The sequence below is a fragment of the Brevirhabdus sp. genome, from assembly GCF_052826345.1.
In genome coordinates this window covers 1-20,629 of the sequence record NZ_JBRBUA010000116.1, presented here as the reverse complement: position 1 = coordinate 20,629, position 20,629 = coordinate 1, and the positions used below count along the sequence as shown (strand labels likewise).

General features: G+C 65.7%; 21 protein-coding genes and 1 pseudogene. 12 read left to right on the top strand and 10 right to left on the bottom strand.

Translation table 11 applies throughout. The annotated features are described in order from the left end of the window. From ACU0BR_RS13865 to ACU0BR_RS13840, 6 genes and pseudogenes are all read right to left on the bottom strand, one after another. Positions 1-112 (bottom strand): annotated as a pseudogene (locus tag ACU0BR_RS13865) (DedA family protein); the annotation flags it as partial. 3 nt (positions 113-115) lie between these two features. Next, on the bottom strand, positions 116-1,138 hold the full coding sequence (locus ACU0BR_RS13860) for an aspartate-semialdehyde dehydrogenase (RefSeq protein WP_446157425.1): 1,023 nt from the start codon (positions 1,136-1,138) through the stop codon (positions 116-118). Between the two features lie 68 nt (positions 1,139-1,206). Further along, entirely contained in the window at positions 1,207-2,022 is an 816-nt protein-coding gene (locus ACU0BR_RS13855; protein ID WP_446157424.1) for a glycosyltransferase family 25 protein, read from the bottom strand. Beyond that, complete coding sequence (locus ACU0BR_RS13850; RefSeq protein ID WP_446157423.1) at positions 2,019-3,050, bottom strand: glycosyltransferase; 1,032 nt, start codon at positions 3,048-3,050, stop codon at positions 2,019-2,021. The genes ACU0BR_RS13855 and ACU0BR_RS13850 overlap by 4 nt, the downstream gene beginning before the upstream one ends. After that, positions 3,047-3,808, bottom strand: a complete 762-nt coding sequence (locus ACU0BR_RS13845; protein ID WP_446157422.1) for a glycosyltransferase family 25 protein — start codon at positions 3,806-3,808, stop codon at positions 3,047-3,049. Before ACU0BR_RS13845 ends, ACU0BR_RS13850 begins: the two co-directional genes overlap by 4 nt. Positions 3,809-3,906: 98 nt before the next feature. Beyond that, positions 3,907-4,995, bottom strand: coding sequence for a glycosyltransferase family 4 protein (locus ACU0BR_RS13840; RefSeq protein ID WP_446157426.1), 1,089 nt, complete (start codon positions 4,993-4,995; stop codon positions 3,907-3,909). Positions 4,996-5,167: 172 nt separating this feature from the next. Here ACU0BR_RS13840 and ACU0BR_RS13835 point away from each other — a divergent pair, with 172 nt between their 5' ends. Further along, a complete protein-coding gene (locus tag ACU0BR_RS13835; protein WP_446157421.1) occupies positions 5,168-5,434 on the top strand; it encodes a spike base protein, RCAP_Rcc01079 family in 267 nt (88 codons plus the stop codon). A gap of 68 nt (positions 5,435-5,502) precedes the next feature. Here the strand turns inward: ACU0BR_RS13835 and ACU0BR_RS13830 are convergent, their stop codons facing one another. After that, a complete protein-coding gene (locus tag ACU0BR_RS13830; protein WP_446157420.1) occupies positions 5,503-6,372 on the bottom strand; it encodes an efflux RND transporter periplasmic adaptor subunit in 870 nt (289 codons plus the stop codon). Between the two features lie 194 nt (positions 6,373-6,566). Here ACU0BR_RS13830 and ACU0BR_RS13825 point away from each other — a divergent pair, with 194 nt between their 5' ends. Then, positions 6,567-7,478: a phosphotransferase family protein gene (locus ACU0BR_RS13825; protein WP_446157419.1), complete on the top strand. Its 912-nt coding sequence runs from the start codon at positions 6,567-6,569 to the stop codon at positions 7,476-7,478. On the opposite strand, the gene ubiB is transcribed toward ACU0BR_RS13825, so the two are convergent. Both ubiB and ubiE read right to left on the bottom strand, forming a co-directional pair. Beyond that, positions 7,450-8,988 (bottom strand): 2-polyprenylphenol 6-hydroxylase, encoded by a 1,539-nt coding sequence (gene ubiB, locus ACU0BR_RS13820; RefSeq protein WP_446157418.1) that lies wholly within the window; start codon positions 8,986-8,988, stop codon positions 7,450-7,452. The genes ACU0BR_RS13825 and ubiB overlap by 29 nt on opposite strands. Before the next feature lies 1 nt (position 8,989). After that, the gene (gene ubiE, locus ACU0BR_RS13815; protein WP_446157417.1) at positions 8,990-9,742 is read right to left on the bottom strand and encodes a bifunctional demethylmenaquinone methyltransferase/2-methoxy-6-polyprenyl-1,4-benzoquinol methylase UbiE; all 753 of its coding nucleotides are present in this window, start codon (positions 9,740-9,742) and stop codon (positions 8,990-8,992) included. A gap of 76 nt (positions 9,743-9,818) precedes the next feature. Between ubiE and mutM the strand changes: the two genes are divergently transcribed. The 10 genes from mutM to gyrB all read left to right on the top strand — a co-directional run bounded on the left by mutM (position 9,819) and on the right by gyrB (position 19,976). Beyond that, on the top strand, positions 9,819-10,670 hold the full coding sequence (gene mutM / locus ACU0BR_RS13810; RefSeq protein WP_446157416.1) for a bifunctional DNA-formamidopyrimidine glycosylase/DNA-(apurinic or apyrimidinic site) lyase: 852 nt from the start codon (positions 9,819-9,821) through the stop codon (positions 10,668-10,670). A 63-nt stretch (positions 10,671-10,733) separates the two neighbouring features. Next, complete coding sequence (locus ACU0BR_RS13805; protein ID WP_446157415.1) at positions 10,734-11,510, top strand: enoyl-CoA hydratase; 777 nt, start codon at positions 10,734-10,736, stop codon at positions 11,508-11,510. Positions 11,511-11,603: 93 nt separating this feature from the next. Next, positions 11,604-11,870, top strand: a complete 267-nt coding sequence (gene rpsT / locus ACU0BR_RS13800; protein ID WP_446157414.1) for a 30S ribosomal protein S20 — start codon at positions 11,604-11,606, stop codon at positions 11,868-11,870. A gap of 217 nt (positions 11,871-12,087) precedes the next feature. Continuing rightward, positions 12,088-12,537, top strand: a complete 450-nt coding sequence (locus tag ACU0BR_RS13795; protein WP_446157413.1) for a rhodanese-like domain-containing protein — start codon at positions 12,088-12,090, stop codon at positions 12,535-12,537. A gap of 32 nt (positions 12,538-12,569) precedes the next feature. Continuing rightward, entirely contained in the window at positions 12,570-13,988 is a 1,419-nt protein-coding gene (dnaA, locus tag ACU0BR_RS13790; RefSeq protein WP_446157412.1) for a chromosomal replication initiator protein DnaA, read from the top strand. A gap of 139 nt (positions 13,989-14,127) precedes the next feature. Beyond that, a complete protein-coding gene (gene dnaN / locus ACU0BR_RS13785) occupies positions 14,128-15,246 on the top strand; it encodes a DNA polymerase III subunit beta (protein ID WP_446157411.1) in 1,119 nt (372 codons plus the stop codon). A gap of 43 nt (positions 15,247-15,289) precedes the next feature. Next, complete coding sequence (gene recF, locus ACU0BR_RS13780; protein WP_446157410.1) at positions 15,290-16,408, top strand: DNA replication/repair protein RecF; 1,119 nt, start codon at positions 15,290-15,292, stop codon at positions 16,406-16,408. Then, on the top strand, positions 16,405-16,821 hold the full coding sequence (locus ACU0BR_RS13775) for a VOC family protein (protein WP_446157409.1): 417 nt from the start codon (positions 16,405-16,407) through the stop codon (positions 16,819-16,821). Before recF ends, ACU0BR_RS13775 begins: the two co-directional genes overlap by 4 nt. Before the next feature lie 38 nt (positions 16,822-16,859). Beyond that, positions 16,860-17,480 (top strand): LysE family translocator, encoded by a 621-nt coding sequence (locus ACU0BR_RS13770; RefSeq protein ID WP_446157408.1) that lies wholly within the window; start codon positions 16,860-16,862, stop codon positions 17,478-17,480. 78 nt (positions 17,481-17,558) lie between these two features. Further along, positions 17,559-19,976, top strand: a complete 2,418-nt coding sequence (gene gyrB, locus ACU0BR_RS13765; protein ID WP_446157407.1) for a DNA topoisomerase (ATP-hydrolyzing) subunit B — start codon at positions 17,559-17,561, stop codon at positions 19,974-19,976. A 252-nt stretch (positions 19,977-20,228) separates the two neighbouring features. On the opposite strand, the gene ACU0BR_RS13760 is transcribed toward gyrB, so the two are convergent. After that, positions 20,229-20,441, bottom strand: a complete 213-nt coding sequence (locus tag ACU0BR_RS13760) for a topoisomerase DNA-binding C4 zinc finger domain-containing protein (RefSeq protein WP_446157406.1) — start codon at positions 20,439-20,441, stop codon at positions 20,229-20,231. Positions 20,442-20,629: the final 188 nt, after the last annotated feature.

Below are 20,629 nucleotides of genomic sequence, written 5' to 3'. Positions count from 1 at the left end.
GCGGCATGATCAGCTCCGAGGGAATGGGCGGGAACACGTTTTCCAGCAGCATCAGGGCGGCGATGGCCCAAGCCCCGCCGCCCTGAAGAAGACCGGTGATCCATTCGAACAATGATCAGCCCTTCTTCAGGACCTTGTTGCCCAGAAGTTCGGCGATCTGGACCGCATTCAGCGCCGCGCCCTTGCGCAGGTTGTCGGAGACGCACCACAGGTTGAGGCCGTTGTCGATGGTGCTGTCCTGCCGGATGCGGCTGATATAGGTCGCGAAATCGCCGACGCATTCCACAGGCGTGATATAACCGCCATCCTCGCGCTTATCGACGACCATCACGCCCGGCGCCTCGCGCAGGATGTCGCGGGCCTCGTCCTCGTCGAGATGCTCCTCGAACTCGATGTTGATCGCCTCGGCGTGCCCGACGAAGACGGGAACGCGCACACAGGTGGCGGTCAGCTTGATGTCCTTGTCGACGATCTTCTTGGTTTCGACGACCATCTTCCATTCTTCCTTGGTCGACCCGTCCTCCATGAAGACGTCGATATGCGGAATGACGTTGAAGGCGATCTGCTTGGTGAACTTCTTGGCGGGCTTGTCGTCGACCGGGTTGTAGATCGACTTGGTCTGGTCCCAAAGCTCGTCCATGCCGTCCTTGCCCGCGCCGGAAACGGATTGGTAGGTGTTGACCACCACCCGCTTGATCCGGGCGCGGTCGTGCAGCGGCTTCAGCGCCACGACCATCTGCGCGGTGGAACAGTTGGGATTGGCGATGATGTTGCGCTTGGCGTAGCCCTCGACCGCCTCGGGGTTCACCTCGGGCACGACCAGCGGAATGTCCGCGTCGTAGCGGTAGAGCGAGGAATTGTCGATCACCACGCAACCGGCCTTGGCAGCCTTGGGCGCGTAGGTCTTCGTCGGTTCGGAGCCGATTGCGAAAAGCGCGATGTCCCAGCCGGTGAAGTCGAAAGTGTCGAGGTCCTTGGTCTTCAGCGTCATGTCGCCAAAGCTCACCTCGGTCCCGAGCGAGCGACGGCTGGCAAGCGCCACGATCTCGTCCACGGGGAACTGGCGCTCGGCCAGGATGTTCAGCATTTCGCGGCCCACGTTGCCCGTGGCGCCGACGACGGCGACTTTGTAGCCCATGAGGGTCTCCTGCGGTCATTCGGGTTCAGCGCGTTGCTTACCGAAGCTCGCGCCCGGTGGAAAGCGGATTAAAGATACGGCACGCGCCCCAGTTCCGGCCAGTCCTGCGCGGGTTCGATGTGGCGGCGGGTGGCGAGGGGCACATGCGACAGCTGCCGCCAGCCCATTTCGAGCTGCGCCAATATGCGGCGGCGGCGAAATCCGCGCTGGTCGGCGCGGCTGTAATGCCCGGCCGCGGGGGGCTTGCGCACCGCGTCGATCGACGATGCCGTCGCCAGCGGCAGCGGAATGCCGTAGCGCGCGCATTGGTCGAGCTGGATCGCGAGGGCGGGGTCCGCCTGATAGGCGCGCAGCGCATAGGCGCTGCTGATCGCGGCATCCGAGGGCGCGGCCACCTGTGCGGTGCGCGCCAGCAGCACCTGCGCGCCCCTGGGGAAAAGCACATATGCGGCAGATCCCGTGCGATCCTGATAAAGCCTGCGCAATGGCAGATGCCCCAGGCGGCGGCGCGCCACCATTTTCTTGCGGCCCCGCGTTTCCAGGCTGAGGTGGTCGATATCGTCGCGTTCCGCGACCCGGCGCAGCAGCGCGGGCGTGCCCCGCGCCAGCAGGGCGTCGTCTTCCAGGATCAGGCAGGGACGGGCCTCTGCCAGCACGGCCTGCCACGCGGCCCGGTGCGAGGCGAGCAGCGCCATTTCCGTCACCCGCAGGGGGCGCTGCCAGCGGTGCCAGAGCGGATCGTCCGGGCCGGGCGACAGCGTGTCGGGGGTGACGGCCTCGATCCGGCGAAAGGGCAGGCCCAGCACGATCAGCTGGCGCTGCTGGAACGCCATGCGCGCGGTTTCGCGTGCGAGGTTGATGACAAGCGTTTGCACGAGACTCATATACGTCCGTTGAACAGGTCGATGTATTGATCCAGCACGCGTTCCTTGGTGAACTGCGCGGCAAGCTTGGCGCGACCGTTCGCAACAAGCGTATCGGCCAGGGCGCCGTCCGCCCTGATGCGGCGGAACGCGTCGGCCATCGCGGGCACATCGTCGATGTCGGTCATCAGCGCGTCGCGCCCGTCCTCGACGAACCAGCTTGGCCCCTCGGACCGGGTGGTGACCGTCGGCACACCCGCCAGCCAGCTTTCCAGGATGACATTGCCCAGCGGCTCGTGGCGGGACGGCATGCAGAACACGTCGCCCGCGGCCACGTAATGCATCGCCTCATCGACCCAGCCGGTGAACCGTGTGCGCCCGGCCATGCCCAGCTCCGCGGCCAGCGCCTCCAGCGCGGGGCGTTCCTCTCCTTCTCCGACCAGCCACAGCCAGGCGTCGGGGATCTCGGCCGCCGCGCGCATCAGCGCATCGAATCCCTTGCGACGCACGAAGCGGCCGGAGCCCACCACCAGAAACGCATCCTCGGGCGTGTCGAGCCTGGCGCGATCCACCGCTTTTGGCGTGACCTCACGCGGGAAGTTCGAGATCAAGTGCAGCGGCCGGTCCCAGCCAAGTTCGCGGCAGCGTTCCGCGATGCCCGGCACGTTGGACACAATGGTGTCGTTGTAGCGGAAATGCTTCAGGTGGCGCGGATAATCGCCCAGCCGCGTCAGCTTGACCGCCGGTTCATAGTTCGGGATCAGCCGCGACGATCGCGACATCCAGGCCATGATGACGTCGGGCTGCCATTGCCGCACCATCCGGTGCGTGCGCCATGTCAGCCAGGGCGTACTCAGCGACAGGCGGCGGTAGTTGTTCTGCCACACCGGCCCCAGCGCCTGAAGGTCGGGCAGAAAGCTGCGGTCGGGGCGGATGACGAAACGCTGCTCCATCCCGCGTTCCTGAAACCCCTGCACCAGGTTGACGAAAAACCGCTCGGCACCGCCTTCCTTGCCGAAATGCAGATGCAGGATCTTGCGTGCGCTCATTGTCCGGTTCCTTTCATCCTGTGCCAGTGCAGCCGCGCGGCGTATCCCGCCTGATAGCTCAGCGAATGAAGCAGCTGCCCCACCCGCGACCGGCCGGGCGCGGCGGCGCGGCGGGTTTGCCCGATGGTGCCCGTCGCCGCCTGCTGGTCGCCCACACGCACCGGCGGCGGCGTGATCAGCGCGACGCGCAGGCCCGTTTCCCAAAAGAACTTCTGATCCTCGTCCACCGGCCGTGCGATGGGCAGCGCGCGCGCCGCCAGCCGTGCCGCCGCCGCGCGCGTCAGCCCGTAGCCGATCAGACAGGTCGGCACCCGGTAGGGAAAGCCCACGGTGAACGGTCCCAGCGGGCGCGGTTTCAAAAGCTTTATCGACGGATCGAAGGCAAAGAGCTTGACCATATCCCAACCGCCGCCCGCGCCGTCCTCCGACAGCAGCGTCAGCGCCTGGGCCAGATGCGGCGCGGCGGCGAAATCATCCTCGAAGACGAAACCGCCCGCTGCCGAGCTTTCGGCGATCCCGCGCCAGGCGTCGATATGGCTGAGGTAGCAGCCGATTTCCGCAGGCACCAGCGGATGGCGCGCGCGGCGGGCATTGGCCGCCGGGTCGTAGACCCGCGCCAGCGCCTCGGGCGGCATCTGCCAGCCATTCACCGCCTCCACCCGCCGAAAGGCGATGCCCTGCGCGTCGAATTGCGCGGCCGAGCGCTCCAGCCGGTCGCGGTTCTCGGCCAGGTTTATAAGGTGGCAGGGCCAGATCATCGCACGACCCGTCGCTGTCCGGGGGCGCACAGACACGCAGGGGGCTGAGCCGCGAAAGGGTTTCTCATCAGGGCATTCCGAACAGTCGTTGCGCAGCCTTACCCGGTTTCCGCGTCATTGCCCAGCGCCGCCTCGGGGCTGTCGCCCGCCAGCAGCATCCGATAGACCTGCATGATTTCCTCGGCCTCACGCTCAAGCCGGAAATGCGCCAGCACATGAGCGCGGGCATTCGCGGCCATCTCGGACAGGCGCGCCGGATCGTCCAGCAGGCCGGTTGCCGCCTGCCGCATCGCGGCGACCTCGCCCGCCGGGACAAGCCGGCCTGTTTCGCCTTCGACCACCAGCTCCTCGAAGGCGCCGACGCGGGTGGCGATGACGGGCACGCCGCAGGACATCGCCTCGATCGGCGTCAGTCCGAACCCTTCCCAGCGCTGCGGCGCGATGAAGAGGTCAAGCACCTGATACCATTGCGCCATGCGGTCCACCGTCACCTCGGGGCAAAAGAGTATACGCTCCTGCAAGCCCGCCTGCGCGACGCGCGCCTTCAGCCCGGCCAGGAAATCGGCATGGCTTTCGGTGGCGCGGCCCATCACCAGCGCATGCGCGCCGGGCCGGTCGCGCAAAAGGTCGATCATCGCATCGACAAAGACATCCGTGCCCTTCTGCCGCCGGATACGCCCGTAGCAGCCGATCAGCTGGCCGTCGCGCGGCAGGCCCAGCGCCTTGCGCGCGGCGGCCTTGTCCGCGACCGGCGTAAAGGCGGTGGCGTCGATGCCGTGCAGGATCACCGTGGCCGGACGTTGCAGATACCCAGCGGTCTTTCCCGACGTGGCGATGACGTGATCCATCCGCGCGATCAACCACCGGCTGTAGCCCGTATGCACCCGCTGCGAGGCCGAGGTGAAAAGCAGCCGCAAACGGCGGCGCAGGACATGGCGCAGCACAAGGCCCAGCAGCATTTCCGTGTTGCGCCGCGCGTGCCAGACCCGGGTGCGGTCATTGGGCAGCAAAGCCGCCCGCGCCAGCGGGATATGCGGCACATGATCCGGCAAGCCGGGGCCGGTGGCGAAGACCCCCATGCCACGCGATTGCAACGGCACCAGTCGCGCGATCGTTGCCGTCACACCCGAAAGGCGACGCTTGAGGTTGGGGGCGAGGACGGCGATGCGGGCGGATGCAGGTTTCATAAGAAGCTTCTGCACGGTTTCCCCGCGCGAGGGCAAGGGCCAGGGACAGAGCAAAGGCAAGGGCAAGGACGCCGGGCGGGCGCGCCGCTAGGGCTTCGTTAACCGCGCGGGCTTAGATGGCGGGCCCTGTGCGCCGGTCGCTTCGGATCGGCCCATCGCCAAGGAGGATACCATGTCCAACCCCTTTGACAGCCGCAGCCCGTCGCTTTCGGGTCCCGCAACCGATCTGCAACCCGTCACGCCCGACGACAATGCCGATCTGCCCGACACGGCCGTCGCGCTTTATGTGGAAACCGGCGGGCGCATCATCTTCGACAGCATCACCGGCGAAAGCCGCAGTGTCGTCGTTGCGGATCTGAGTATCCTGCCGGTGGGCGTGCGGCGGGTACATGCCACCGGCACGACCGCAAGCGGCATTCACGCGCTGACGCTCGCCTGAGGTCCGGCGCTCGGTTGGGGGCGCCGACCTACGGAGCCAGATCACGGGGCCCGATCACCCGCGCCAGATCACGGGCGCGCCGCCGGTTCCTGAAATTCCACCTGGCAGCGCGTTCCCGCCGGGATCGCGCCGTCGGGATTGTCGATTTCCAGCCGCAGGCCGAAGGTGCCGCTGGCCGCGTCGAAGATCTGATCGACGATGGTGACCCTGGCCTGAAACACCCCGTCCAGCGGGGGCAGCTGGCGGACGGTCAGCACCTCACCGACCTTGATCTTGTTGAAATAGCTTGTGGGCACGAAGACCTCGACGTGCAGCGGATCTATTTCCGCGATGGTCATGATGTCCAACTGCTGATGCGCAAATTCGCCGGGCGCGGCCAGAACGGCCGTCACGATGCCGTCGACCGGGCTGCGGACCTCGCGGCGTTTCAGCATGGCCTCCGCCTGTCGGGCCTCGATACCCGCGAACTTCCGGGCGATGGTCGCCTCCTCGATGGCCAGCTTGGTCAAGGCCATCTCGATCTCCGCATCCTCCAGCACGGTCGTGGCGGTCACGTTCCGCTCGCTCAGCCGTTTGGCGCGCCGGTATTCCTTTTCGCGCAGCGACAGGCGGGTGGTCTGGGCGCGGATCTGCACGTCCGACTGCGCGCGCGCCTGCGCCAGTTCGATCTGGAGTTTCTGCAATTCGTCATCCAGCCGGGCGACGACCTGCCCGGACGCGACGTGGTCGCCGCGATCCACCGGAATCTCGCTGATCATCCCTTCGGACGGCGCCACCAGCGTCACAATCGAGCGCGGCTCGATCACGCAATCGACGACCTGCGCGGAGGCCTCCTGCGCCACCGCCCCCTGCGCGGCCGCCAGAAAGACAAGCCCCGCGGCCACCGCCCCGAGGGGCCGCGCCGCGCCGGTCATTGCGCAGGATACAGTATTCGTCATGCTCGCCCCTCGAAATTTCTTGCCTGCGCGGGACATCCCCGATCAACCAATGTCAGTGTCTGCGCCATACTGCCCTGCCGACCCCCGGCTGACAACGCCCCGGCGCGGCGCCCGGCGCGCGGGGCGGCACTTGGCGGCGCTCTTGTCGCCCCTGCGCCGCGGCACTAGGCTGCGCCCCGCTTTCGGAGTGTTCCATGACCCGCCACCGCCCGTCCGATCCACCCTTTGGCCTGAAACGCGCCGCCGCGCCCTATTGCCCGTCCCTGCCGTGGCGGGCGCTGCCGGGCGGGCGGACCAACCAAGTGTGGCAGGTGGGAGATCTGATCTGCAAGCTCTATGAGCCTGCCGGTACAACGCCCCTCTTTCCCAACGACGCCACCGCCGAGGCGGCGGCACTGGCGCATCTGGGGGCCACCGGGCTGGCGCCCCGCCTTGTGGCCCGGTTGAACACGCCCGCGGGGCAGGCGTTGATCTATCGCGCGGTCGACGGCAGCGTGCTGCCCCATGCCACGCCGGGGCTCGCCACCGCGCTGGGGCGGCTGCACGCCCTGAAAGCGCCCGCGGGCCTGCGCCAGCTGCCGACAGGCGCCGAGGCGCTGTTGCGTCAGGGCGATGCGATGCTGCGCGATCTGGGCGGGAGGGACCACGCCGCCCTCGCCCGGCTCAGGCCCCGCCCATTGGCCCGCGATGATGCGGAGGGCGGCGTGGCGGTCTGCATGATCCACGGCGATCCGGTGCCCGCGAACGCGATCGCCACCGACGGCCGCGTGGTGCTGATCGACTGGCAATGCCCCGCATTGGGCGATCCGGCCGAGGATCTGGCCCTGGCGCTGTCGCCCGCGATGCAGCAGCTTTACGGGGCCGGACCGAAAGAGGGCGGGATCGGTGCTGGCTCCATCGCCGAGACATTCCTGCGCAGCTATCCGGCGCGCGATGTCGTGGCACGCTATCACCGACTGGCCGCGTTCTTTCACTGGCGCACGGCCGCCTACTGCCTGTGGAAGGCCGCGCGCGGCGATGCGCAATATCTGGCCGCCCACCGTCAGGAAATGCGCGCGCTCAAGGCCCTGGCCCAGCTCAGACCAGCGACAGCAGCCAGCCCATAGCGGTCGTCGTCACCGCGCCAAAGGCGAACCAGAGCGCGGGGTGCAGCGTGTTCCGGCCGCGCTCGGCCTCCTGGCGCTGGCGGTTGTGGTTGTGCGTGCGCAGCAGATCCTCGGCCATCTGAGGCAGCCGGGGGCCGAAACGCGACAGCGCCCGCACCGTCTGGGACAGATCGCGCACCAGCGCCTTGGGGCCGATGCTGTCCTTGATGTAATCCTCGACCACGGGCTGGGCGACCTGCCAGATGTTGATATGCGGATCGAGCGATCGCGCCACCCCCTCGACCACCACCATGGTGCGTTGCAGCAGAATCAGTTCGGTCCGGGTTTCCATGCCGAAGCGTTCGGTCACCTCGAAGAGGTAATTCAGCAGCTTGCCCATCGAGATCCGCGTGGCATCCATGCCGAAGATCGGCTCCCCGACGGACCGCAGGGCCTGGGCGAAAGCGTCGACATCCTGATCGGCCGGCACGTAGCCCGCCTCGAAATGCACCTCGGCGACGCGGCGGTAATCCTTGCGGATGAAGCCGAACAGGATCTCGGCATAGACCCGGCGGGTGTATTCGTCGATCCGGCCCATGATGCCGAAATCCATCGCCACGATATCGCCGTTCGGCGCAACCTTCAGGTTGCCCTGGTGCATGTCGGCGTGGAAATAGCCGTCGCGCAGCGCGTGACTGAGGAAAAGTTGCAACACCCGTCCGCCCAGCGCCTTGCGGTCATGCCCGGCCGCGTCGATGCCCGCAATATCGCCCAGCGGCACGCCTTCGGCCCATTGCAGGGTCATCATGCGTTTGCCCGAATGGCCGAAGTCGGTCTGGGGCACGGAAAACCCGGCGTCCTGCGCGGTGTTCGCCGCGAATTCGGCGCAGGCGGCGGCCTCGACCCGCAGGTCGAGCTCCCCCAGCACCACGCCTTCGAAATGGCCGATGACCTCGGTGGGATGCAACCGGCGCGCGGCGGGCGACAGCCATTCGATCATGCTGGCCGCGAAATAAAAGGCGTCGATGTCGGTTCGGAACGCCTTTTCGATACCGGGGCGCAGCACCTTGACCGCGACCGGCGTTTCGCTGCCCTTCAGCCGCGCCTCATGCACCTGGGCGATCGAGGCGGCGGCGATCGGTTCCGACAGTTCGGAAAAGACCTCGTCCCAGGGCAGGCCCAGTTCGGACGAAATGGTCATCCGCGCTGTTTCCAGCGGGAACGGCGGCAGCTGATCGCGCAGAAACCGCAGCTGCATCGCCAGATCGTCGCCCACCACATCGGGGCGCGTCGACATGATCTGGCCGAATTTGATATAGGCAGGCCCCAGTGCCGTCAGCGCCCGCGGCACCGGCGGCAGCGACGGGTCGCCGCGCAGCCCCAGCCATTTGAACGGCCAGCCCAGCACCCGCGCCGCGATACGCAGATTGGCCGGCGCGTCGAAGGCCTCCAGCACGGTGCCCATCGCGCCTGTCCGCTCCAGCGTGGCGCCGGTGCGGATCAGCCGCCAGATATTGTGAGGACCGCGCAACCTAAAGCTTCCATCCCGAATGCAGCGCGGCGACGCCAAAGGTCAGGTTGCGGTATTTCACCTGCTCGAACCCGGCCTGGCGGATCATCTCGGCAAAGCTGTCCTGATCGGGGAAACGGCGAATCGATTCCACCAGATACTGATAGCTGTCGCGATCGCCCGCCACGACCTGGCCCATGCGCGGGATCACGTTGAACGAATACAGATCATAGGCCCGTTGCATCGCCGGATTCGGCAGCTGGCTGAATTCCAGGACCATCAACCGCCCGCCGGGTTTCAGCACGCGGTAGGCTTCGCGCAGGGCGTCATCGATGCGGGTGACGTTCCGAATGCCGAAGCTGATGGTGTAGACATCGAAGCTGTTGGCCGGAAACGGCAGCCTCATCGCGTCGCCCGCGACCCAGTCCAGATCGGCGGACATGCTTTCGGCCTCGGCGCGGCGGCGGCCCTCGACCAGCATCTGTTCGGTCAGGTCCAGCACGGTGGCGTGGCCCCGCCCCGCGCGCCTGAGAAACCGGAAGGAAATATCGCCCGTACCGCCCGCCACATCCAGCAGGCGCTGACCCGGCCGCGGCGCGAGCCAGTCCATCATCGCATCTTTCCAGATCCGGTGGACACCGCCCGACATCAGGTCGTTCATCACATCGTATTTCGACGCCACATTGGTAAAGACGCCGTGAACCATCCCGGCCTTGTCCTGCTCGCGCACCTCGCGAAAGCCGAAATGCGTGGTCTTGCTGTCATCATCCGTCATGGGGGCTTGCCGATCGTTTCAACTGTTCCTTCTTATAGGGCGTGACCAAGCCGTTACAATGCGAAGGACCGACAGCTTGCCCGAACTTCCCGAAGTCGAGACAGTCCGCCGCGGGCTGGCCCCCGTGATGGAGGGGCTGCGCATCCTGCGCGCCGATGTGCGCCGCCCCGACCTGCGCTGGCCCTTTCCGCCCGATATGACGGGGCGCCTGGCGGGCACGCGGGTGGAGCGTCTGCGCCGCCGGTCGAAATACATCCTGGCCGACCTGTCGTCGCGGGAAACCCTGATCGTGCATCTGGGCATGTCGGGGCGGATGCTGATTTCGGGCCGGATCCAGGGCAGCTTTGCCTCCCCCGTCGCGCCGGTGGAAAAGCATGACCATGTGGTGCTGGACATGGAAGGCGGGGCGCGGGTCGTCTTCAACGACGCGCGGCGATTCGGGGCGATGGATCTGACCCCCACGCCCGAGGTCGCCCAGCACTGGCTGCTGGCCTCGCTGGGGCCGGAGCCCTTGGGCAATGATTTCAACGAACCCTATCTGATCGACCGGCTGAAAGGGCGCAACACCGCCATCAAGTCGGCGCTGCTCGATCAGCGGATCGTGGCGGGGCTGGGCAACATCTACGTTTGCGAGGCGCTGTTCCGGGCGGGCATCGATCCAAGACGCAAGGCGGGGCGAATCTCTGCCGCGCGGATCGGCGCGCTGGTGCCCGTGATCCGGCAGGTGTTGCGCGAAGCCATCGATTCCGGCGGCTCCTCGCTGCGCGATTACCGGCAAACGGATGGCGAACTGGGGTATTTTCAACACAGCTTCGCGGTCTACGGCAGGGAAGGCGAACCCTGCATAACCCCCGGCTGCACGGGAAAAATTAACCGTTGCGTGCAGTCCGGGCGGTCCTCGTTCCATTGCGCACGGTGCCAAAGATAGCTTGAACCGCGCCATTCGTACGCTAATCCTGCCCGTTCGAGGAAACGAACGAAGGGGCCATTGATGGCTTACGATACGTTGAACGTCGAAATTCTGGAACATGTGGGGGTGATCCGCCTGCATCGACCGGACGCGATGAACGCGCTCAATTCCGAACTGCTGGGAGAGCTGTCCGACGCCCTGAAGTCGATGGACAGCAACGACAAGGTCCGCGCGGTCGTGCTGACCGGCTCCGAAAAGGCTTTCGCGGCCGGGGCCGACATCAAGGAGATGGCCGAAAAAAGCTTCGTCGACATGTTCACCGGCGATCTTTTCGGTTCCGACTGCCGCCGGATCACGCAGACTCGCAAGCCGGTGATCGCGGCGGTGGCGGGATATGCGCTGGGCGGCGGCTGCGAGCTGGCGATGATGTGCGATTTCATCATCGCGGCCGACAACGCCAAATTCGGCCAGCCGGAAATCAACCTCGGCGTCATCGCGGGGATCGGCGGCACGCAGCGCCTGACCCGGCTGGTGGGCAAGTCGAAGTCGATGGACATGCATTTGACCGGCCGCTTCATGGACGCGGAGGAGGCCGAGCGCTCGGGCTTGGTGTCGCGCGTGGTGCCCGCGAAGAAACTGCTGGAGGAGGCGCTCGCCGCCGCCGAAAAGATCGCGGAGAAGTCGACCCTGACCACCGCGGCTGTGAAGGAGACGGTGAACCAGGCCTATGAGACCACGCTGTCGCAGGGCATCCTGTTCGAGCGCCGCGTGTTCCAGAGCCTGTTCGCCACCGAGGACCAGAAGGAGGGCATGTCGGCCTTTCTCGAAAAGCGCGAGCCGCAGTTCAGGGACAAATGACATTATCGCCGCGTGGCGCTGTTGACAGCCGGACGAGTCGGGCCTAGAAGCGCCACTTCTGTTTACACGAACCGTCAGGACGGACTTCGAAACATGGCTAACTCGCCTCAGGCAAAAAAACGCGCACGCCAGAACGAGCGTCGCTTCGCAGTTAATAAAGCCCGCCGGTCACGTATCCGGACCTTTATTCGCAAGGTAGAAGAAGCAATCGCGTCCGGTGACGCCGACGCCGCGAAAACGGCACTCAAGGTTGCTCAGCCCGAGGTCATGCGCGGCGTGACCCGTGGCGTCCTCCACAAGAACACCGCGGCACGCAAGATTTCCCGGCTGAACGCCCGGGTCAAGGCCGTCGCCGCATAAGTGACTGTCGCAGAACGATTTTCAAAGGGCGCGCCGATGGGCTGCGCCCTTTTTGCTGTGCGTGTCTGGCGGAAACCGGCCAGTGTGTGGCTTTCGCAACGCCTTCGGGATTCGTTCTGACCCCTGTTCAGAGTCAAGCGTGAAGATCTGTTGATCGCGTTATGCACAGCTTGCTACGTTCAACCTGCGATTCACTTCGTCTTCGGGGGATATTAAAATGAGCACGGACGTTGGTCCGCGCGTTTCTGAGGTTGCTCCTCAGGAAGCGTGGGAGAAGTTGAGCACATCGTCCAACGCCGTGCTTGTGGATGTCAGGACACGCGCCGAGTGGGGTTATGTTGGCGTACCTGACATTTCGGAATTCGGTCAGGAGGCCATCTTGGTCGAATGGGCGAGCTTTCCGGACATGTCCGTCAATCCGTTGTTTCTGGATCAGCTGATGGAAGAGCTCGACGGCGCTGTACCGTCCGAAATCTTCTTCCTTTGCCGATCCGGGGCACGGTCCATGAAAGCGGCGCACGCAGTGGCCGAAGCCTTTGCTGCCAAAGGCAAGCCTGTGTGCTGCATCAATGTGGCCGAAGGATTCGAGGGCGATCTAGACCCGCAAAAGCACCGGGGGGGCCTTAACGGTTGGAAGGCCCGGGGACTGCCGTGGAGGCAATCCTGAACCATAAGAAATGAAACGGGTAAGAAAAGATAATGACCGATGACACCTGGGGACGTGTTTGCAAGCAGCTTAAGAAATCACTGGGGAAAAACAACTATCAAGCCTGGATAAAACCTCTGGAATTCGTGAAGGAGGAAGACGGCGTCGTGACGTTCAACGTGCCCACCACCTTCATGGGGGATTGGGTTTCGCGCAACTTCGGCGATCATATCCGCCAGCATCTGCTGGCGTGTGGCCAATCTGTCGATCGGCTGCGCTTCACCGTGCCCGAGGGCAGCATGCAAAGCCTGCCGCCCCAGCCGCGCAAGAAGCCCAAGTCCGGCGGCACCTCCGCTGAGCCCGCGGCCGTGCCGACCGCCGCGTCGCGTCCCGCGGCGCGTGGCGGTGCGCGCACCACCGGCGTCGAGGACATCCCCGGTGCACCGCTCGACCAGCGGTTCACCTTCGACAGTTTCGTCGTCGGTAAGCCGAATGAATTGGCCCATGCGGCGTCGCGCCGTGTGGCCAAGGGCGGGCCTGTCACCTTCAACCCGCTGTTTCTCTACGGCGGCGTGGGGCTGGGCAAGACGCACCTGATGCACGCCATCGCCTGGGATCTGCACCAGCGCAGCCCCGAGCTGAGGGTCGTCTACCTGTCTGCGGAGCAGTTCATGTACAAGTTCGTGCAATCCCTGCGCGACCGCTCCACCATGGATTTCAAGCAGCTCTTCCGTTCGGTCGATGTGCTGATGGTCGATGACGTGCAGTTCATCGCGGGCAAGGAATCAACGCAGGACGAGTTTTTCCACACGTTCAATGCGCTGGTGGATCAGGGTCGGCAGATCATCATCTCGGGCGACTGTTCGCCCTCGGAAATGGACGGGCTGGACGAACGCATCCGCTCTCGCCTGCAATGGGGGCTGGTGGTCGATCTGCATCCCACCGACTTCGAGCTGCGCCTGGGCATCCTCCAGCACAAGGTCGAAGCCTATCGGGCGCAATATCCGAATCTGACGATCGCCGACGGGGTGCTGGATTTCCTGGCGCATCGGATCAGCACAAACGTGCGCGTGCTGGAAGGCGCTCTGACCCGTCTGTTCGCCTTTGCCGAGCTTGTGGGCCGCGAAATCACGCTGGAGCTGACGCAGGACTGTCTGGCCGACATCCTGCGGGCGAGCGACCGCAAGGTCACCATCGACGAGATCATGCGCAAGGTCAGCGAACACTACAACATCCGCCTGTCGGATCTGCTGAGCCCCAAGCGCACCCGCACCATCGCGCGGCCGCGTCAGGTGGCGATGTATCTGTCGAAACAGCTGACCTCCCGCTCGCTGCCCGAGATCGGCCGCCGCTTCGGCGGGCGCGATCACACCACGGTGCTGCATGCCGTGCGCAAGATCGAAGAGCTGAAATCGATCGACAACCAGATCGCCGAGGATGTCGAGATGCTGCGCCGGATGCTAGAGGCCTGAGCCTCCGGCAGCGCCGACGGATGCGTGGCAGCCGCCCTTGACGGCCCCCGCTTTCCGTCGGACAGTCCACAAAATAACTTGAGCCGGTCGACAGATGCGCTAACGTCGCGCCCCCACCGGCACCCGAAGGAATTGCATTATGAAGATCAGCATAGAGCGCGCCGCCCTGCTCAAGGCGCTCAGTCAGGCGCAGTCGGTGGTAGAGCGGCGCAACACCATTCCGATCCTGGCCAACGTGCTGATCGAGGCCGACGCCAATTCGGTCAGCTTCCGTGCGACCGATCTCGATATCGAGGTGGTCGACAAGGCCATCGCCCAGGTCGAGCGCCCCGGCGCCACGACCGTCAGCGCGGTCATGCTGCATGACATCGTGCGCAAACTGCCCGACGGTGCGCTGATCACCCTGGCCGACGACGGCGCGGCGGGGCGGCTGACGGTGGATGCGGGGCGGTCCAACTTTTCGCTGGCGACCCTGCCCCGCGAAGATTTCCCCGTCATGGCGAATGCGGAATACGCATCGAATTTCAGCGCCCCCGCCAAGGTGCTGCGGCGGCTGTTCGACAAGTCGAAATTCGCCATTTCGACCGAAGAGACACGGTATTACCTGAACGGCGTCTACATGCATGTGGCCGAATCCGAGGACGGGCGCGTGCTGCGCTGCGTGGCCACCGACGGCCACCGCCTGGCCCGGATCGATGCCGATCTGCCCGCCGACGCCGAAGAGATGCCGGGCGTGATCGTCCCGCGCAAGACGGTGGGAGAGCTGCGCAAGCTGCTCGACGACGACGACATGCAGATCGCCGTTTCCGTGTCCGAAACGAAGGTGCGCTTCGCCACACCGGAAATCACCCTGACGTCCAAGGTGATCGACGGCACCTTCCCGGACTACACGCGCGTGATCCCCTCGGGCAACGCCCGCAAGCTGGAGGTGGACGCCGCCGAATTCGCCAAGGCGGTCGACCGTGTGGCCACGGTCAGCTCGGAACGCTCGCGCGCGGTCAAGATGGCACTGGACGAGGACCGGCTGATCCTGTCGGTCAACGCCCCCGACAGCGGCGCCGCCGAAGAAGAGCTGGCCGTGGCCTATGGCGACGAGCGGCTGGAAATCGGCTTCAACGCCAAATACCTGCTGGAAATCGCCAGCCAGGTGGACCGCGAAAACGCGGTATTCCTGTTCAACTCGTCGGGCGATCCGACCTTGATGCGCGAAGGCAGCGACACCTCGGCGGTTTACGTCGTGATGCCGATGCGCGTGTGAGCTGGCGCCCGACGCTGCGGCGGGCACGCCCCGGCCCATAGCGATGCCGGGCGCGACATTGGCGCTGCGGCAGCTTCGGCTGTCGCACTTCCGCTCTCACTTGCGGGTGGATCTGGCGCTCGACGGCCGGCCCGTGGCGCTGTTTGGCGCCAACGGCGCGGGCAAGACCAATATCCTGGAGGCCATTTCCCTGCTGTCGCCCGGTCGCGGGCTGCGGCGGGCGGCGGCGGCCGATCTGGCGCGTCAGCCGCAGGCGCTCGGCTGGTCGGTCGCGGGGCTGCTCGACAGCCGCGGCCAGACGCATGAGCTGGCCCTGCGTGCGGAGGCCGGCCAGCCGCGCAGCGTCGCCATCGACGGCAAGGCGGTACCGCAGGTAGCGCTGGGGCGTATCGCGCGCATCCTGTGGCTGGTCCCCGCGATGGACCGGCTGTGGACCGAAAGCGCCGAGGGCCGCCGCCGGTTTCTGGACCGCATGACGCTCAGCTTTCTGCCCGATCACGCCGAGGTGGCGCTGGATTACGAAAAGGCCATGCGCCAGCGCAACCGCCTGCTGAAGGACGGCCAGCGCAACGCGTCGTGGTACGATGCGCTGGAGGCGCAGATGGCGCGCACAGGCGCGGTGTTGCAGGACAACCGCCAGCACGCGCTGGACCGTATCGCGACCGCCAGCCAGGACGCCGCGACCGCCTTTCCCCGCGCGGTGCTGCGGGTCCAGATGCCCGACGATCTGCCCCCCCACCCCGATGAAGCCGAGCTGACCCGCCTGTTGGCCGGGGGCCGCAGCCGCGACATGGCGGCCGGGCGCACGCTTGCCGGGCCGCATCGCGCCGATCTGGACGCGGTGTTTCAGGCCAAGGGCGTGGCGGCGCGGCAGGCCTCTACCGGGGAACAGAAGGCGCTGTTGATTTCCGTGGTGCTGGCCAATGCCCGCGCCCTGGCACAGGATTTCGGCGCGCCGCCGATCCTGCTGCTCGATGAGGTCGCGGCCCATCTGGACAACGCCCGCCGCGCCGCCCTTTATGACGAGATCTGCGCGCTCGGGGCGCAGGCCTGGATGACGGGCACGGGGGCGGAACTGTTTGACACCCTCGGCCCACGGGCGCAGGCATTTGAAATCGCCGAAACGCCGCAGGGATCGACCGCAAAGGAATGCACCCGATGAAAGCCAACCGTGTAACGCTGATCACCCTGGGCGTGGCCGACCTGGCCCGCGCCCGCGCCTATTACGAGCGTCTGGGCTGGGTGCCCCAAGAGGCGCTGGACGAGGTTGCCTTTTACGACATGGGCGGCGCGCGCTTCGGGCTGTTCAGCCTGGAGGGGCTGGCCCGCGAACAGGGCTGCGCGGTGGCCGATCTGGGTCGGGGCGCCGCCACCTTGGCACAGAACTTCCCCGACCGCGAAGGCGTCGACGCCGCGTGGCAGGCCGCCGTGGCTGCGGGCGCGCGCGCGATCGCCGCGCCGGTCGCCACCGAATGGGGCGGCTATTCGGGCTATGTCGCCGACCCCGACGGGCATGTATGGGAATTCGCGATGAACCCGTTCTGGCCACTCGACGCCGACGGCAGGCTGGCTTGAGCATCGGGGCATGAGCATCAGGGCATGAGCATAACCGCATGAGCATAACGGTGGGCGAGCTGTCGCTTTACGCGCTGGCGCTAATCATCCTGTTCCTGACCCCCGGCCCGGTCTGGATCGCGCTGACCGCGCGGGCGCTGTCGGGCGGGTTCGCCGCCGCCTGGCCACTGGCCCTGGGGGTTGTGGTGGGCGATGTGCTCTGGCCGCTGCTGGCGGTGCTGGGCGTCAGCTGGCTGGTCGGCAGCCTGTCCGGCGCGATGGACCTGCTGCGCTATGCGGCCTCGGCGATCTTTCTGGTGATGGGGGTGCTGCTGATCCGCAACGCCGACCGCGGCATCGCGCGCGACAGCCGCCTGACGCGGCCCGGCGTCTGGCCGGGTTTCGCCGCCGGCGTCGCCGTCATCCTGGGCAACCCCAAGGCGATCCTGTTCTACATGGGGGTGCTGCCCGGCTTTTTCGATCTGACCCGCGTGGGCTGGCCCGACATCGCCGCGATCACCTTCCTGTCGTTTCTGGTGCCGCTGTGCGGGAACCTGGTGATCGCGCTGCTGATCAGCCGCGCGCGCGCGGTGCTCAGCTCCGCACGGGCGTTGCGGCGCGCCAATGTCGTCTCGGGGCTGTTGCTGATTCTGGTGGCCGCGATCATTCCCTTCGCGTGACCGCAAAACCTGGGGGATGGGCGTGACAACCCCCCCCAGAACTCGTATAAAATCGGCAAATGACCAAGGAAAGATCGCATGGCCGAAAACGCAAAGATCCCTGAAGAATACGGCGCAGATTCCATTAAGGTTCTCAAGGGGTTGGAAGCCGTTCGCAAACGGCCCGGCATGTATATCGGCGACACCGACGACGGGTCGGGGCTGCACCATATGGTCTATGAGGTCGTGGACAACGGCATCGACGAGGCGCTCGCCGGTCACGCCGACGCCGTGACTGTGCGGATCCACGCCGACAGCAGCGTTTCGGTCAGCGACAACGGCCGCGGCATCCCCGTCGGCATCCACGAAGGCGAAGGCGTCTCGGCGGCCGAGGTCATCATGACCCAGCTGCACGCGGGCGGAAAATTCGACCAGAATTCCTACAAGGTTTCGGGCGGTCTGCACGGCGTCGGCGTGTCGGTGGTCAACGCGCTGTCCGACTGGCTGGAACTGCGCATCTGGCGCGACGGCAAGGAACATGTCGCGCGCTTCGAAGGCGGCTTCACCACCGAACCGCTGAAGGTCGTGGGCGATGCGAACGGGCGCAAGGGGACCGAAGTGCGCTTTCTCGCCTCGGTCGACACCTTCTCGAACCTCGAATATTCCTTCAAGACGCTGGAACATCGCCTGCGCGAACTGGCGTTCCTGAATTCCGGCGTCAAGATCGTGCTGGAGGATCTGCGCCCCGCGGAGCCGCTGCACACCGAGCTGATGTATGAGGGCGGCGTGCGCGAGTTCGTCAAATACCTCGACAGGTCCAAATCCTCGATCATGCCGGAGCCGATCTATATCGCCGGTGAAAAGGACGACATCGGCGTCGAGGTCGCGATGTGGTGGAACGACACCTATCATGAGACGGTGCTGCCCTTCACCAACAACATCCCGCAGCGCGACGGCGGCACCCACATGGCGGGCCTGCGCGGCGCGCTGACGCGGACCATCAACAACTATGCCCAGTCCAGCGGCATCGCCAAGCGCGAAAAGGTCAACTTTACCGGCGACGATGCCCGCGAGGGGCTGACCTGCGTGCTGTCGGTCAAGGTGCCCGACCCCAAGTTCAGCAGCCAGACCAAGGACAAGCTCGTCTCCTCCGAGGTGCGCCCCGCGGTCGAGGGGCTGGTCAACGAAAAGCTGGCCGAATGGTTCGAGGAAAACCCCGCCGAGGCCCGCATCATCGTCGGCAAGATCATCGAGGCCGCCGTCGCCCGCGAAGCCGCCCGCAAGGCGCGCGAACTGACGCGCCGCAAATCCGCGATGGATGTGAATTTCCTGGCCGGCAAACTCAAGGACTGCTCGGAAAAAGACCCCTCGAAGACCGAGGTGTTTCTGGTCGAGGGCGACAGCGCCGGCGGCTCGGCCCAGACCGGCCGCGATCGGCGCACGCAGGCAGTGCTGCCCCTGCGCGGCAAGATCCTGAATGTGGAGCGTGCGCGCTTCGACCGGATGCTGGGCAGTCAGGAAATCGGCAACCTGGTGATGGCGCTGGGCACCGGCATCGGGCGCGACGAATTCGACATCTCCAAGCTGCGCTACCACAAGATCGTCATCATGACCGACGCCGACGTCGACGGCGCGCATATCCGCACGCTGCTGCTGACCTTCTTCTTCCGCCAGATGCCGGAGCTGATCGAGGGCGGCTATCTCTATATCGCGCAGCCGCCGCTCTACAAGGTCAGCCGCGGCAAGTCCGAGGTCTACCTTAAGGACCAGGCGGCGCTGGACGATTACCTGATCCAGCAGGGCATAGAGGGTGCGGTGCTGCGCCTTGGCTCGGGCGAGGAAATCACCGGCGCCGATCTGGTGCGCGTGGTCGACGAGGCCCGCCAGGTGCGCCGCATCCTTGGCGCCTTCCCCACCCACTATCCGACCCATATCCTGGAACAGGCCGCCATCGCCGGCGCCTTCCTGCCCGGTGCGGTCGATCAGGACCTGCAAGGCACCGCCGACAGCGTGGCCGAACGGCTGGATCTGATCGCCAAGGAATATGAACGCGGCTGGCAAGGCCGCCCCACGCAGGAAAAGGGCCTGCGCCTGGCTCGCATCCTGCGCGGCGTCGAAGAGGTGCGCACCCTCGACGGGCAGGTTCTGCGGTCCGGCGAGGCGCGCAAGCTCGGCTCGATGACGGCGCCGCTGCAAGAGGTCTACAACCGCCCGGCTCATCTGGTCCGCAAGGAGCGGGAAATGCTCATCCACGGCCCCGAAGAACTGCTGGGCGCCATCCTCGCGGAGGGCGAAAAGGGCCTGAACCTGCAACGCTACAAAGGCCTGGGCGAAATGAACCCGGATCAGCTGTGGGAGACCACCCTCGACCCCGAAGCCCGCACCCTGCTGCGCGTCAAGATCGACGACCTGGCCGAGGCCGACAACATCTTCACCAAGCTGATGGGCGACGTCGTGGAACCCCGCCGCGAATTCATCCAGACAAACGCGCTGAACGTGGAGAATTTGGATTTCTGAGGGCGTGTAGGGAAGCAGATATTTTTTCGCGACGCGGATAATTTTCGCGTCACAGGAGGGCGGATGTTAGAAAAATTGCCCTGTTTCTAAAGGCTTAATGAGGAACGAGTGAGAGCTGTGCAAGTGAGCCTTGGTCGGCTCCACTTCCATTGTGCCACGACGATGGTTTCCTTCCCGATCCTTGCTGAGCCTCGCCATGTCCCATTGCCCATCAAGGGCCGCCAGCGAGCTATGTCGCGCTCTGTCAGCATGTCATGTGCTCTTCGTTAGCTTGGCTTTGCCATCACAGTCTGGGAAACGCACGCAGCCAAGAAATGCTCCATAGCGTCCGCGTCGTTCGACCAGCCATCCTGCTTCGCAACTGGGACAGGCCCGCTGGTTCTCGCCGCAATCGCCGCAAACCAGATCTCCATCGGTCTGGGAACGGACCGGAAGGCCGACACCGCAGGCTGGACAAGCTGGCATGCGACTGCCGCAGAGCTTCACATGCTCGCAGCGATACCAGTCCCGACTGAGCTACTCCCCGTCTCTTGGACAGGATCTGGCATGATTTAAGCTACTCGTTGCACCTGCTGACCGGGTTGGTTGCTATCATTTCTCTGCCAATAGACCAGCGCCGGAGGCTGGCCGCCCAGGGCTGAATGCGGGCGCTG

Coding starts and splice junctions, on each gene's coding strand:
- ACU0BR_RS13860 (WP_446157425.1), bottom strand. CDS start 1,138: ATGGGCTACAAAGTCGCCGTCGTCGGCGCCACGGGCAACGTGGGCCGC.
- ACU0BR_RS13855 (WP_446157424.1), bottom strand. CDS start 2,022: ATGAGTCTCGTGCAAACGCTTGTCATCAACCTCGCACGCGAAACCGCG.
- ACU0BR_RS13850 (WP_446157423.1), bottom strand. CDS start 3,050: ATGAGCGCACGCAAGATCCTGCATCTGCATTTCGGCAAGGAAGGCGGT.
- ACU0BR_RS13845 (WP_446157422.1), bottom strand. CDS start 3,808: ATGATCTGGCCCTGCCACCTTATAAACCTGGCCGAGAACCGCGACCGG.
- ACU0BR_RS13840 (WP_446157426.1), bottom strand. CDS start 4,995: ATGAAACCTGCATCCGCCCGCATCGCCGTCCTCGCCCCCAACCTCAAG.
- ACU0BR_RS13835 (WP_446157421.1), top strand. CDS start 5,168: ATGTCCAACCCCTTTGACAGCCGCAGCCCGTCGCTTTCGGGTCCCGCA.
- ACU0BR_RS13830 (WP_446157420.1), bottom strand. CDS start 6,372: ATGACGAATACTGTATCCTGCGCAATGACCGGCGCGGCGCGGCCCCTC.
- ACU0BR_RS13825 (WP_446157419.1), top strand. CDS start 6,567: ATGACCCGCCACCGCCCGTCCGATCCACCCTTTGGCCTGAAACGCGCC.
- ubiE (WP_446157417.1), bottom strand. CDS start 9,742: ATGACGGATGATGACAGCAAGACCACGCATTTCGGCTTTCGCGAGGTG.
- ACU0BR_RS13805 (WP_446157415.1), top strand. CDS start 10,734: ATGGCTTACGATACGTTGAACGTCGAAATTCTGGAACATGTGGGGGTG.
- rpsT (WP_446157414.1), top strand. CDS start 11,604: ATGGCTAACTCGCCTCAGGCAAAAAAACGCGCACGCCAGAACGAGCGT.
- ACU0BR_RS13795 (WP_446157413.1), top strand. CDS start 12,088: ATGAGCACGGACGTTGGTCCGCGCGTTTCTGAGGTTGCTCCTCAGGAA.
- dnaA (WP_446157412.1), top strand. CDS start 12,570: ATGACCGATGACACCTGGGGACGTGTTTGCAAGCAGCTTAAGAAATCA.
- dnaN (WP_446157411.1), top strand. CDS start 14,128: ATGAAGATCAGCATAGAGCGCGCCGCCCTGCTCAAGGCGCTCAGTCAG.
- recF (WP_446157410.1), top strand. CDS start 15,290: ATGCCGGGCGCGACATTGGCGCTGCGGCAGCTTCGGCTGTCGCACTTC.
- ACU0BR_RS13775 (WP_446157409.1), top strand. CDS start 16,405: ATGAAAGCCAACCGTGTAACGCTGATCACCCTGGGCGTGGCCGACCTG.
- ACU0BR_RS13770 (WP_446157408.1), top strand. CDS start 16,860: ATGAGCATAACGGTGGGCGAGCTGTCGCTTTACGCGCTGGCGCTAATC.
- gyrB (WP_446157407.1), top strand. CDS start 17,559: ATGGCCGAAAACGCAAAGATCCCTGAAGAATACGGCGCAGATTCCATT.
- ACU0BR_RS13760 (WP_446157406.1), bottom strand. CDS start 20,441: ATGCCAGCTTGTCCAGCCTGCGGTGTCGGCCTTCCGGTCCGTTCCCAG.